11 protein-coding genes are annotated in these 12,548 nt (G+C 70.1%); 4 read left to right on the plus strand and 7 right to left on the minus strand.

Annotated elements, in window-relative coordinates:
* Nucleotides 1–328: 328 nt before the first annotated feature.
* Nucleotides 329–1,753, minus strand: coding sequence for a short-chain fatty acyl-CoA regulator family protein (locus BMZ92_RS32115; protein ID WP_091515391.1), 1,425 nt, complete (start codon nt 1,751–1,753; stop codon nt 329–331).
* Nucleotides 1,754–1,978: 225 nt separating this feature from the next.
* Between BMZ92_RS32115 and aceA the strand changes: the two genes are divergently transcribed.
* The 3 genes from aceA to BMZ92_RS32130 all read left to right on the plus strand — a co-directional run bounded on the left by aceA (nt 1,979) and on the right by BMZ92_RS32130 (nt 5,570).
* Nucleotides 1,979–3,259, plus strand: coding sequence for an isocitrate lyase (gene aceA, locus BMZ92_RS32120; RefSeq protein WP_091515394.1), 1,281 nt, complete (start codon nt 1,979–1,981; stop codon nt 3,257–3,259).
* Nucleotides 3,260–3,331: 72 nt separating this feature from the next.
* A complete protein-coding gene (gene aceB, locus BMZ92_RS32125) occupies nt 3,332–4,933 on the plus strand; it encodes a malate synthase A (RefSeq protein ID WP_091515397.1) in 1,602 nt (533 codons plus the stop codon).
* Nucleotides 4,934–5,114: 181 nt separating this feature from the next.
* Entirely contained in the window at nt 5,115–5,570 is a 456-nt protein-coding gene (locus BMZ92_RS32130; protein ID WP_091515399.1) for a nuclear transport factor 2 family protein, read from the plus strand.
* Between the two features lie 249 nt (nt 5,571–5,819).
* Here BMZ92_RS32130 and BMZ92_RS32135 read toward each other — a convergent pair whose 3' ends face one another.
* The 6 genes from BMZ92_RS32135 to BMZ92_RS32155 all read right to left on the minus strand — a co-directional run bounded on the left by BMZ92_RS32135 (nt 5,820) and on the right by BMZ92_RS32155 (nt 11,539).
* Nucleotides 5,820–7,070: a glycosyltransferase family 4 protein gene (locus BMZ92_RS32135; RefSeq protein ID WP_091515402.1), complete on the minus strand. Its 1,251-nt coding sequence runs from the start codon at nt 7,068–7,070 to the stop codon at nt 5,820–5,822.
* A 9-nt stretch (nt 7,071–7,079) separates the two neighbouring features.
* On the minus strand, nt 7,080–8,543 hold the full coding sequence (locus BMZ92_RS32140; protein WP_091515405.1) for a 1,4-alpha-glucan branching protein domain-containing protein: 1,464 nt from the start codon (nt 8,541–8,543) through the stop codon (nt 7,080–7,082).
* The gene (locus BMZ92_RS32145) at nt 8,540–9,316 is read right to left on the minus strand and encodes a class I SAM-dependent methyltransferase (protein WP_091515408.1); all 777 of its coding nucleotides are present in this window, start codon (nt 9,314–9,316) and stop codon (nt 8,540–8,542) included. The genes BMZ92_RS32140 and BMZ92_RS32145 overlap by 4 nt, the downstream gene beginning before the upstream one ends.
* 242 nt (nt 9,317–9,558) lie before the next feature.
* Entirely contained in the window at nt 9,559–10,377 is an 819-nt protein-coding gene (locus BMZ92_RS32150; protein ID WP_245783388.1) for an ATP-binding protein, read from the minus strand.
* An 85-nt stretch (nt 10,378–10,462) separates the two neighbouring features.
* Complete coding sequence (locus BMZ92_RS37660) at nt 10,463–10,630, minus strand: hypothetical protein (RefSeq protein WP_177228966.1); 168 nt, start codon at nt 10,628–10,630, stop codon at nt 10,463–10,465.
* A 66-nt stretch (nt 10,631–10,696) separates the two neighbouring features.
* Nucleotides 10,697–11,539, minus strand: a complete 843-nt coding sequence (locus BMZ92_RS32155; protein ID WP_091515410.1) for a DegV family protein — start codon at nt 11,537–11,539, stop codon at nt 10,697–10,699.
* 214 nt (nt 11,540–11,753) lie between these two features.
* Here BMZ92_RS32155 and BMZ92_RS32160 point away from each other — a divergent pair, with 214 nt between their 5' ends.
* Nucleotides 11,754–12,539: an electron transfer flavoprotein subunit beta/FixA family protein gene (locus BMZ92_RS32160; RefSeq protein WP_091515413.1), complete on the plus strand. Its 786-nt coding sequence runs from the start codon at nt 11,754–11,756 to the stop codon at nt 12,537–12,539.
* The last annotated feature ends 9 nt before the right edge of the window (nt 12,540–12,548 follow it).

Consider the following 12,548-nt stretch of genomic DNA (forward strand, 5'->3'; position numbering starts at 1 on the left):
GGCACGGCCGGATGGGGCACGAATGTTCTCGTCCCGCCGTGGGACCGCAGCCTGACGGTAGCCGCGCCCCGCCGGTCACACCGAGGCGTTGCCCGGTCAGCTCTTCGGCACGGCCGGATGGGGCACGAATGTTCTCGTCCCGCCGTGGGACCGCAGCCTGACGGTAGCCGCGCCCCCGCCGGTCACACCGAGACATTGCCCGGTCAGCTCTTCGGCACGGCCGGATAGGGCACGAAGGTGCTCGTCCCGCCGTGGGCTGCTGACCGGTCGTGGGACCGCGGACTGACGGTAGCCACGCCCCCGCCGGTCACACCGAGACATTGCCCGGTCAGCTCTTCGGCACGGCCGGATAGGGCACGAAGGTGCTCGTGTTCTCATCCACCGTCAACTGCTTGCCGATCGTGGGGAACGCGCGCTGCGGGCAGGCCGGCCGGTCGCACACCTTGCAGCCCATGCCGATCGGGGTCGCGGCGGCGCGGTCGTCCAGGTCGAGGCCCGTCGAGTACACCAGCCGCCGCGCGTGCCGCAGTTCGCAGCCGAGGCCGACGCTGAACATCTTGCCCGGGCTGCCGTAGCCGCCGATGTTGCGGGCGACCGTGCGCGCGATCCAGAAGTAGCTCTTGCCGTCGGGCAGGGTCGCGATCTGCGTGATGATCTTGCCCGGCTGCGTGAAAGCCTCGTAGATGTTCCACAGTGGACACGCCCCGCCCACGCGCGAGAAGTGGAAACCCGCCGCCGACTGGCGCTTCGACATGTTCCCCGCCCGGTCCACCCGGACGAACGAGAACGGCACCCCGCGCATCTTCGGCCGCTGCATCGTCGACAACCGGTGGCAGACCGTCTCGAAGCCGACCCCGAAGTGGTCGCACAGGCGCTCGATGTCGTACCGGAACCGCTCGGCCTGCGACAGGAACGGCCCGTACGGCAGGATCAGCGCGCCCGCGAAGTAGTTCGCCAGCCCCACCCTCGCCAGTGACCGCGCGGCCGGCCCGGAGAACGCCCACGAGTCGGCCAGTTCGGTGATCAGGTCGTCGTACTCCAGCAGCGCGATCTGCGAGGCCATCCGGAACGACCGCTGCCCGATGCGCAGGCTCGGCGCGAGCCGCAGCACGCGGGCGACCGGTTCGTACCGGTGCTGCTGGCCGCGGGCCTCGTCGATGCCCTCGGTCGTCACCTGGACGCCGTAGTGCCCGGTCAGCCGGTCCTGCAACGTCCGGTGCACGCTGCCGGGCCGCAGGTCCATCGCGACGGCCATCTTCTCGGCGCGTTCGTCCAGCTCGGCGACGTAGTTCTCGCGCTCGTAGAAGAAGTCGCGCACCTCCTCGTGCGGCAGGGGGGCGGCGGCGCTGCCGTGCAGGCCCATGCCGTTCTCCGTGACCAGCGCGGCCGTCGTCTCGACGGCGTTGCGGTAGCTGCGGTGCAGCTTGACCAGGGCCTGCGCGACGGCGGGCAGGTTGGTCGCCAGCTCGTTCAGCTCGCTGGTCGTCGCCTCGACGCCGACGGCCTCGTCGAGGAGGGCTTCGCGGACGTCCGCGACCAGCCGCGCGGTGTCGTTGTTGGCGAAGAACTCGGTGTCGACGCCGAACGCCTCGGTGATGCGGAGGAGCACTGGAACGGTCAAGGGACGGGCGTTGTGCTCGATCTGGTTGAGGTAGCTGGGGCTGATTTCCAGCAGACGGGCGGCGTCCGCCTGGCTCATCGAGCGGCTCTCGCGCAGGTGCCGCAGTTTCGCGCCGGCGAAAGTCTTGTCCATTCCGGGCCTCCCGGTCGGAGATCTTCCGTGCCTGACCGATCAAGAAACCGGTTCAGTCACGAAACTTTCTGGTGGCTGCGAACACAGCGTTCGCAACCTTCACAACATGCTACGGAAAATTCGCAGAAATTGGCAAATTGGAGCGCTGGCGCTGTTTCAGCAGGTCATGTCATCGTCAATGGCATCAGCGAGTCATCGCAAAGTTTGCAAGGGTGGAGACATCTCATGACACAGAACTTCGAGCAGGCGGCCGCCGAGCTGGCCAAGCAGTGGGAGACCGACCCCCGGTGGAAGGGTGTCAAGCGGTCCTACAGCGCGGCCGACGTGATCAAGCTGCGTGGCAGCGTGGTCGAGGAGCACACGCTGGCCCGCCGCGGCGCGGAGAAGCTGTGGGAGCTCCTGCAGACCGAGGACTACGTCCACGCGCTGGGCGCGCTGACCGGTAACCAGGCCGTCCAGCAGGTCCGCGCGGGCCTCAAGGCCATCTACCTGTCGGGCTGGCAGGTCGCGGCCGACGCCAACCTGGCGGGCCAGACCTACCCGGACCAGAGCCTGTACCCGGCGAACTCGGTCCCGGCCGTCGTGCGGCGCATCAACAACGCGCTGGGCCGTGCGGACCAGATCAACTGGGCCGAGGGCAACACGGACATCGACTGGTACGCCCCGATCGTCGCCGACGCCGAGGCCGGCTTCGGTGGCCCGCTCAACGCGTTCGAGCTGATGAAGGGCATGATCGCGGCCGGTGCCGCGGGCGTGCACTGGGAGGACCAGCTGGCGTCCGAGAAGAAGTGCGGTCACCTCGGCGGCAAGGTCCTCATCCCGACCAAGCAGCACGAGCGCACCCTCAACGCCGCCCGCCTCGCCGCGGACGTGCTGAACGTGCCGACCCTGGTCGTCGCCCGCACCGACGCGCAGGCCGCGACGCTGATCACCAGCGACGTGGACGAGCGCGACCAGAAGTACATCACCGGCGAGCGCACCTCCGAGGGCTTCTACAAGGTGCGCAACGGGATCGAGCCGTGCATCGACCGCGGTCTGGCCTACGCCGAGTACGCCGACCTGCTGTGGATGGAAACGTCCACTCCGGACCTCGAGGTCGCCCGCAAGTACGCGGAGGCCATCAAGGCCAAGTACCCGGACCAGATGCTGGCGTACAACTGCTCGCCGTCGTTCAACTGGCGCAAGCACCTGGACGACGCGACGATCGCGAAGTTCCAGCGCGAGCTCGGCCACATGGGCTACAAGTTCCAGTTCATCACGCTGGCCGGCTTCCACGCACTGAACTACTCGATGTTCGACCTGGCGCACGGCTACGCCCGCGAGGGCATGACCGCCTACGTCGACCTGCAGGAGCGTGAGTTCGCGGCCGAGGAGCGGGGCTACACCGCCACGAAGCACCAGCGCGAGGTCGGCACCGGCTGGTTCGACCAGGTGTCCACCGCCCTGAACCCGGAGAGCTCGACCACCGCGCTCACCGGCTCCACCGAGGAAGCCCAGTTCCACTGACCGGTTGAGGGGGGCCGGTGCGCCGCACCGGCCCCTTTCCCGTTCGCGCCGAAGAGCCGAAGAGAGGTTGTCATGTCTGCACGCTTCACGTCCCGGATCGAAGTCGCCGGTCCCCGCGGGGAAAGGTTCGACGAAATCCTCACCCCGGCCGCGGTGGACTTCATCGCGAAGCTGGACAACGCCTTCGCCGGCCGCCGGCGCGAACTGCTCGACGAGCGGCGCCGCCGCTGCGAGGAACTCGCCGCGGGGGAGCGCACGCTGGACTTCCTGCCCGAGACGCGCTGGATCCGCAACGACCCGTCGTGGCAGGTCGCGCAGCCCGCGCCGGGGCTGGAGGACCGCCGCGTCGAGATCACCGGCCCGACCGACCGCAAGATGACGGTGAACGCGCTGAACTCGGACGCGAAGGTGTGGCTCGCGGACTTCGAGGACGCCACCTCGCCGACGTGGGCCAACATCATCGGCGGCCAGCTGAACCTCTACGACGCGATCCGCCGCAACATCGACTTCGAGTCGAACGGCAAGCAGTACCGCATCGGCGACAACCCGGCCACGATCGTCGCGCGGCCGCGGGGCTGGCACCTGGTGGAGAAGCACATCCGCATCGACGGGCGGCCGGTTTCGGCGAGCCTGGTGGACTTCGGGCTGTACTTCTTCCACAACGCGCGCCAGCTGATCGCGCGGGGCAGCGGGCCGTACTTCTACCTGCCGAAGCTGGAGAGCCACCTGGAGGCCCGGCTGTGGAACGACGTGTTCCGCATGGCGCAGGACGAACTGGGCATCCCGCAGGGGACGATCCGCGCGACCGTCCTGATCGAGACGATCCCCGCCGCGTTCGAGATGGAGGAGATCCTCTACGAGCTGCGTGAGCACGCGGCCGGGCTGAACGCCGGGCGCTGGGACTACATCTTCTCGATCATCAAGAACTTCGCCGACGCCGGTGCGGACTTCGTGCTGCCGGACCGCGCGGAGGTCACGATGACCGTGCCGTTCATGCGGGCCTACACCGAGCTGTTGGTCAGCACGTGCCACAAGCGCGGTGCGTACGCGATCGGCGGGATGGCGGCGTTCATCCCGAGCAAGGACCCCGAGGCCAACGCCGTCGCCTTCGAGAAGGTCCGGCAGGACAAGGAACGCGAGGCGAACGACGGCTTCGACGGTTCGTGGGTCGCGCACCCCGGGCTGGTCCCGGTGTGCGACGAGGTGTTCACCGAGACGCTCGGCGGCTGGCCGAACCAGCTGGGCCGCCTGCGGGACGACGTGTCGGTGACGGCCACCGATCTGCTCAACGTGGCCAGCGCGGGCGGCGACGTCACCGAGGAGGGTGTCCGGAGCAACATCAACGTCGCGCTGCGCTACGTCGACTCGTGGCTGCGTGGCACCGGTGCGGCGGCGATCTTCAACCTCATGGAGGACGCCGCGACGGCCGAGATCGCCCGGTGCCAGGTGTGGCAGTGGGTCCGCAACGGCACGAAGCTGGGCGACGGCACGGCGATCACGCCGGAGCTGGTGCGGCAGTGGCTGGACGAGGAGCTGGCGTCGGTCCGCGCCGAGCTGGGCGACAGCAGGCTGGACGACGCCCGGGAGATCTTCGAGGAGACCGCCCTCGGCGAGAAGCTGCCGAGCTTCTTCACGACGTGCGCGTACGCCCGGTACCTGACGGACGTGCGGTGAAGCGCTTTCCGCCCGAGGGGCTGGTGAGCTGGTCGCCCTCCTTACCTCCTGACGGGGAGGGCGACGTGCGCTGATCTCTGGCCGGACAGCGCGCGGGAAGACCCGGTGGGAAGTCCCCAACCTTCCTGCCGGGTTCTTTTCGCACTAGCGAGGAGAACGCGCGTTCTCTAGGCTGGCCGACATGAGCCGACCCCCGTTCCCGCCGTTCGACGAGACCACCGCCGCCCAGAAGGTCCAGGCCGCCGAAGACGCCTGGAACACGCGAGACCCGGGGAAGGTCGCGCTGGCGTATACGGAGGATTCCGTGTGGCGCAACAGGGACCGGTACATCGTCGGCCGAGAGGCGATCGTGCGTTTTCTGACGGAGAAGTGGGAGCGTGAGCTGGATTACGCGCTGCGCAAGGAACTCTGGGCGTTCGGGGGCAACCGCATCGCGGTCCGCTTCCAGTACGAGAGCCACGACGCGGCGGGGCAGTGGTACCGCAGCTACGGCAACGAACTGTGGGAGTTCACGGAGGACGGCCTGATGCGCCGCCGCGAGGCGAGCATCAACGACGTCCCGATCACGGAAGCGGAGCGGCGCATCTTCGGCTCCCGGCCGGAGGAGGAGCGTGGGGTGGGGTTTCCGGTTTTCTGAGTTCGACGGCACTGGGGTCCACCGGGCGCTGGGCGCCCTGCTCCGGGGCCCACCCCCGCCCCGATCCTTGAGTGTTCACGGCCGCTCGGGGCGCGTAAAGGGCGCCTTCGGCGTCGCTGCGCGATGGGCTTCGCCCACCCTTGACACGCCGGAGCGGCCGTAAGTGCGGCTGGGGATCGGGGCGGGGGTGGGTGTGGGCGTTGGCCCCTGCTCGCTTCCCGTTGCAGGGTCACTGTTCGGGGCTCGCCTTCACGCGAAGGCGTTCCCCGTCGGGATCTTCGGGCGCGGGAGTTCGCCGTGGTCACCGGCCTTCGCGCGGCGGTAGACCGCCGCCGTGGCTTCCGCGATCCTCGCCCAGTCGAAATCCTCCGCGAGGCGGGCGCGTGCGGTCCTGGCACGGCGCTTCGCCGCCTTGCGGTCCCGCAGCACGGAATCCACCGCCGAGCGGATCGCCGCGCTGTCGCCCGGTTCGAAGGCCAGGCCGGTGATCCCGTCGATCACCACCTCGCCCAGGCCACCGGCCGTCGAGGCGATCAACGGCGCCTCCGCGGCCGCCGCTTCCAGCGCCACGATCCCGAACGGCTCGTACCGGCTCGGCAGCACCACCGCGTCCGCCGCCGCGAGTGCCGCCCGCAGTTCCCGGTCCGGCAGGTGCCCCGCGAAGTGCACCGCCCGCCGCACGCGCAGTTTCCGCGCCTGTGCGACCAGTTCGTCCAGGTGGCGCCCCCGCCCGGCCACCACCAACCGCGTCCCCGGGTGGTCGCGGCGGATGGCGGGCAGCGCGGCGAGCAGGTCCTGCACGCCTTTTTCCCACTCCAACCGTCCGAAGTAGAGCAACAACGGATCGCCGCCGGGCGCGTACTCGGCGCGGGCCTTCGAGACCTCCGCGGCGGGCACGCGCCAGCCGCGTTCCTCGATCCCGTTGTGGATCACCGTGATGTCGTCTGCAGGCACGTCGAACAGCCCCGCCACCTCGGCGCGCATCGCCTGCGAGCACGTGATCAGCGCATCGGACCGGTTCGCCAGCCACCACTCCGCCGAGTGCACCTGCTGGTTGAGCGGGTACGACAACCAGCCCGAATGCCGCCCGGCCTCCGTCGCGTGGATGGTGCCGACCAGCGGTTTGCCGGACGTCTCCGCGAGCGTGATCGCCGGGTGCGCCACCAGCCAGTCGTGGGCGTGCACGACGTCCGGCTGCCACGTCCGCAGCAACGCCAGGCCGTGCCGCACCATGGCGTGGCCCATCGCGAGCGTCCACGCGATTAGGTCCTGCTCGAACGTCACGTGCATCGGGTCCTCAGCGACGCGGATGACGCGCACGCCGTCGACCACGCGATCGGTGGTCGGGTGCGTCTGCGCGTCGGTCCCCGCCACGTGGCGGCACAGCACCACGACCTCGTGCCCGTCCTTGGCGAGGTGCCTCGCCAGCGCGTGCACGTGACGCGCGAGCCCGCCGACGACGACCGGCGGGTACTCCCAGGACAACATCAGCACGCGCATGAGGCGAGGTTACTCGCGAGTCAACAACCGCGCGTCGAGGTGCCCGAAGACGCGGTCTTCCAGCGGCAACGGGCCCCGGCCCGCCACGAGCGCGTCGAAGCGGTCCGTGTGCACGCGGGCCCGGCGCCGGGCGTAGTCGGCCGCCGAGTCCTTCGTCACCATGAACGCCCAGTCGCTCGACAGCGCCAGCATCGCTTCGCCGACGGCCAGGTCCAGCACCGGGTCCCGCACGGCCCCGGGCCGCAGCGCCAGCATCCGCCGCTGCAGCGCCGCGTTCGCCTCGACCATGTCCGCGACCTGCTCGCCGTCCCACACGCGCCAGTCCTTGCCCGAGCCCCACGACGACGCCGGCAGGTCCACGGGACCCCGCACGTGCCCGGCTTCGACCGCGCCACGCAACGTCGTCACCCGCACCCCGGCCTCCGGCAGCGCCCGCAGGACCCCTTCGAGCCACGCGGGGCCCTCGTGCCACCAGTGCCCGAACAACTCCGTGTCGTACGCGGCGACGACCAGCGCCTCCCGCCCGTCACGCTCCCGCAGCTGCCGCAACCTCGTCACGACGGTGTCCACGAAGTCCTTCACGTGCTGCCGCACCGCGTCCGCCGCCAGCGCCGGGTCGTAGGGCGCCTTGTGCTCCGGCGCGACGTGGTGGCCGGTCACCCGCGACGGCTTGACCCCGACCTCGTGCGCCCACGTGTGGAAATCGCGGTAGTGCGCGTGCCCGGGGTAGCCCGACTTCGGCGACCACACCCGGTACGTGACCTCGAGGTCCCGCCCGAAGCACACCACGTCTGACGAGCCGACCGTGCGTGCCCCCGCGGTGTCCCCGCGCAGCGACGGTCCGTCCACGAGAAAGCGCTTCACGCCCGCGGCGGCGTACCCGTCCTCCATGCCCGGCGCGTAACCGCACTCCGGCGCCCAGATGCCCTCGGGCCGGTGCCCGATCCGCAGCCGCGTGTCGTCCAGCCCGGACCGCAGTGCGAACGAGCGGATCCGTTCGTGCAGCAGCGGCTGGAACGGGTGCGTGAGCGGCCCACCGAGCAGCTCGATCGTCGAACTGTCCACAAGGGACCGCAGGATCGGGGAGAACCCGTGCCGCCACCGGGTTTCCAGCTCCTCGGTGGCGTGCACCGCGGCCCGGTGCTCGGCCGCGCCCAGCTCCCGCAGCAGCGGGTCGTCGCGCCACAGCGTGCTCGCCTGGAGCGCGCGCAGCTGCCAGTGGCCGAGCCACTCGTGGAAGGTCCGCAGGCTGTACGGGTCGTCGAGCTGCGCGGCGAGGACCGGCGTGACGCCGAGCGTGAGCACGTCGCGCCTGCCCTCGTCGGCGAACCGGCGCAGCAGGTCCACCACCGGCAGGTACGAATGCGCCCACGCCTGGTACAGCCACTCCTCGCCGACGGGCCAGGACCCGTGGTGCGGCAGCCACGGCAGGTGGCTGTGCAGGACGAGGCAGAACGTGCCCTCGGTGGTCACGGGCGCACCGCCACGGCGATCAGGTCGAGGCTTTCGTCCAGGCGCTCGGCGGAGATCTCGAACCCAGTGGCCTCGATGGCCGCGATGTCGGCGAGCAGCTCCTCAGGCCACTCGGCCTGCCCCGGCAGCTGCCCCATGACGACGTCGAGCTGCGCGTCGATGATCGACCCGCCGTACCGCTCGTCCAGCGCACGCACGGCGGGACCGTGGTGCAGCCCCCGCAGCGACTCGACCTCGAACCCGGCGTCACGCAGCAGCGCGTCCAGTTCGGACGGTGCGAGTTCCCTGGTGTGGTACGGGTTGAGCGGGGTGTCGCTGTCGGGCGTGAACGTCAGGCGGTTCGGCGTGGTCATTAGCAGCCGCCCGCCCGGCCGCAGCACCCGGCGGCACTCGGCGAGGAATCCCGCCTGGTCCCACAGGTGCTCGATCACCTGGAAGTTCGCGACGACGTCCACAGTGGACGCACCGAGCGGCAGGTACGCGAGATTTCCCCGCACTGTCCCCAGCTGTGGATAACGCCGGGCGACGTGCGTGACGGTCGGCTCGTCGTAGTCGAGCGCCACCACACGGGCGGCCCGCTCGGCGATCAACGCCGCGCCGTACCCCTCACCGCACCCGGCTTCGAGGACGGTCGCGCCCGCGCAGAGCGGCAGGAGCGCGAGGTAGGCGGCTTCGTGGCGGCGGAACCAGTAGTTCTCGCTCGGGACGCCGGGTACCGTGCGCTCGCCCGTCAGGTGCAACGCAGTGCTCCTGCCTGCGACTTCGACGTCCACTCGGCCTCCCGTCCGCTGTGCCCGGTTCCCCCTACGCTAGCGTCCGGCGTTTCCCGATCTTCATCCGATCCGGCGACGTTCGGGAACCGGTGGGCGGATATGCGCGACCCTCTATGCGTTGGTTCCACCGACGACGGGAGAACGATCATGGCGCACGAAGAAGAGGTCCCGGCCCCCGGCTGCTGCGGCAACAGCTGCGGCAAGTGCACCGGCCCGGGCTGCGGCTGCTGCTCCAACTGCGGTTAGGGCCACTTCCGCAGGACCACGCACCACGAGGAGTCGTCGACGCGGAACTCGGGGACCGGGTTGCCCGCCCTCGCCATGGCGGACCGGATGCGCCAGATGCCGCGGCCGAAGCGGTTGACGTATCCGAGCGCCTTCATCGCCCTGGCGAGCCCCGGGTTCCGGTAGTCCTGGACGCGGTCGAAGTTGTCCACCCGCACCTGGCCGTACGGGCCGCCCGGGTTGGTCACCTCGATCCGGTCCTCGAACCACGCGATGCGCACGGGCGCGTGGGAGCGCTCGTAGTCCCGGTGCATGACGGCGTTCATGCACGTCTCACGCAGGGCCTCGGGCGGGTAGTCGGGCAGGGCGTCTTCCCGGAAGAGGCCCTCGCCCTCCTTCAGCTTCGTCCGCAGGTTCGCGCCCACCAGGGCGCTGAGCCGCGTCGCGGTGTGGACCAGGTTGCCGCGGATCTCGTGCTGGTCGACGACGGGCGCGTCGAGGTCCAGGCCCTGGTACCGGATGAACTGCACGTACGCGCCCGGCACGTGGGCGCCCGGATCAGCGCCCACGGCGAGCACGCCCAGGTTCGTGGGCGCGCCGCCGGGCGTCGTGAGGCGCAGCCGCGCCAGTTCCGCCTCGACCGGCCGCGGCGTCTCCTCCGGTGACTCGAACGCGGGCAGGTAGGTGGAGCTGAACAGCCGCAGGTCGAGGTCGTCCACCCGCGCCGTCTGCGCCGGCCTGGCGTCGAACGGGGCGGCCGCGAACCGCCTGATCTCCGCGACGAGCCGTTGCTCGTCGTCGGCCGCTTCACGTGTGGTCGTCGTCCCCGTCAGCACCCGCGGCTCCCTCGGCTCGTCCGGACGGGGGTGACCCTATCGGGTGATAACGGCCGAGTGTTACAGCTTCACGGGAAGTTATCGATCAGTGTCCGCGACGGCGGTTCGCCAGCTGCCTGCGCACCTTCTCCACCGCGTCCTTGGCCTGCTGGCGGCGGCGCGGGTCGTTGGCGAACTGCTTCGCCTGCTGGATCGCGCGACGGCCCTGCGGGCTGTTGGCGAGCCGGGCGATGCGGTTGAACAGCGAGGCCACGGTTCCTCCCGTATGTCGGTTTCCGCTACCGCTCCAACGGCGGCGGCACAGGGGGAGTTCCCCAGGTCAAACCGGAGAAACCGTCACACTCATCGCACCGGGCCCGACATGGGAGCCGACGACCACGCTCGCCTCGACGATCGAGAGGTCGCGCAGGTTCGGGATGCGCTGCCGCAGCTGGCCCACCATCGCCAGCTCGCGCTCGGTCGGCCGGAAGCACGAAACCGCCACTTCGCTCGGGTGCGAACCCGCGCGTTCGGCCGCGAGATCCACCAGCCGGTTCAGCGCCCGCTTGGCGCCGGGGACGCGGGCGAGCGGCGCGACCTCGCCGCTCTTGACGGTCAGCAGCGGCTTGATGTTCAGCGCGGTGCCCACCATCGCCGAGGCGGCGCCGATCCGGCCGCCTCGGCGCAGGTATTCGAGCGTGTCCACGTAGATCAGCTCTGAGGTACTGGTGAAGCGCCGCTCCGCCGCCTCGATCACGCGGTTCACCTGCGCTCCGGCGGCCGCCGCGCGCGCGGCGGAGAGCACCGCGAAGCCCAGGCTCATCCCGACCGTCCCGCTGTCGAGCGTGTAGACGGGGATGCGCACCTGCTCGGCGGCCTGGCGGGCGGCGTGCACGGTGGCCGACATCCGGCCCGAGATGTGCACGCTCACGATCGCGGCGGCACCCGCGCTCGCCGCGTCCTGGTAGGACCAGAAGAAGGCGCCCGGATCGGGCGGGGCGGTCGCGACGTGGCGGCCGGCCCGCAGCGATTCCACGAGCTCCCCGCGGTCGAACCGGTTCTCGTCGTCGATGCGGTCCTCGACCTGGAGCTGCAGCGGGATCACCTTGATCCCCCACTGCCGCACGAGCTGCTCCGAGAGCGAGGCCGTCGAGTCGGTCACTACCGCCACGTGAGGAGACACGGTCAGTGAGGTTAGCCCGAAAGGTCTACGACGTGTAGCCCATCCGCCGACAAGGCCACTCGGAGTAGCGCGATAGGGTGGACAGAAGTATTGGGACCATCGTCCTAGTAAATTGCGATTCTCGGTGAATGGCATCACCTCAGCGCGCCAACGCCGCCGAACCTCCCTACGCTACCGACGAGTAGGGCTGAATCCGGGAGGTCGAAGGGGACCCATGACGAAGATTGTCGTTCTGGTCAAGCAGGTGCCAGACACCTATTCGGAGCGGAAGCTCTCCGACGCTGACCACACGCTGGACCGCGAGTCCGCCGACGCGGTGCTCGACGAGATCAACGAGAAGGCCGTCGAAGAGGCCCTCAAGATCAAGGAGGCCGGGGAGGGCGAGGTCACCGTGATCTCCGTCGGCCCCGACCGCGCCACCGACGCCATCCGCAAGGCGCTGTCGATGGGTGCCGACAAGGCCATCCACGTCTCCGACGAGGCGCTGCACGGCTCCGACGTGATCGCCACCGCGAAGGTGCTCGCCGCCGCCATCGGCAAGGTCGAGGGCTACGACCTGATCATCGCCGGCAACGAGGCCTCCGACGGCCGCGCCGGTGCGGTGCCCGCGATCCTCGCCGAGCTGCTGGGCCTGCCGCAGCTGACCTACGTGCGCCAGCTGACCGTCGACGGCACGACCGTGAAGGCCGACCGCGAGACCGAGGACGGGCTGACCCACCTCGAGGCGAGCCTGCCGGCGCTGGTGAGCGTCAGCGAGAAGATCAACGAGCCGCGGTACCCGTCCTTCAAGGGCATCATGGCCGCGAAGAAGAAGCCCGTCGACACGCTCACGATCGCCGATCTGGGCATCGACGCGGGCGAGGTGGGCCTCGGCAACGCGTGGTCGCAGGTCACCGAGGCGGCGCCGAAGCCGCCGCGGCAGGCCGGTCAGCGCGTCGAGGACGAGGGCGACGGCGGCACGAAGATCGCCGAGTTCCTGGTCGGCCAGAAGCTCATCTGAGAGGAGAAC

This window comes from Amycolatopsis sacchari (assembly GCF_900114035.1).
Classification (GTDB): Bacteria; Actinomycetota; Actinomycetes; order Mycobacteriales; family Pseudonocardiaceae; genus Amycolatopsis_E; species Amycolatopsis_E sacchari.

Coding starts and splice junctions, on each gene's coding strand:
- BMZ92_RS32115 (WP_091515391.1), bottom strand. CDS start 1,753: ATGGACAAGACTTTCGCCGGCGCGAAACTGCGGCACCTGCGCGAGAGC.
- aceA (WP_091515394.1), top strand. CDS start 1,979: ATGACACAGAACTTCGAGCAGGCGGCCGCCGAGCTGGCCAAGCAGTGG.
- aceB (WP_091515397.1), top strand. CDS start 3,332: ATGTCTGCACGCTTCACGTCCCGGATCGAAGTCGCCGGTCCCCGCGGG.
- BMZ92_RS32130 (WP_091515399.1), top strand. CDS start 5,115: ATGAGCCGACCCCCGTTCCCGCCGTTCGACGAGACCACCGCCGCCCAG.
- BMZ92_RS32135 (WP_091515402.1), bottom strand. CDS start 7,070: ATGCGCGTGCTGATGTTGTCCTGGGAGTACCCGCCGGTCGTCGTCGGC.
- BMZ92_RS32160 (WP_091515413.1), top strand. CDS start 11,754: ATGACGAAGATTGTCGTTCTGGTCAAGCAGGTGCCAGACACCTATTCG.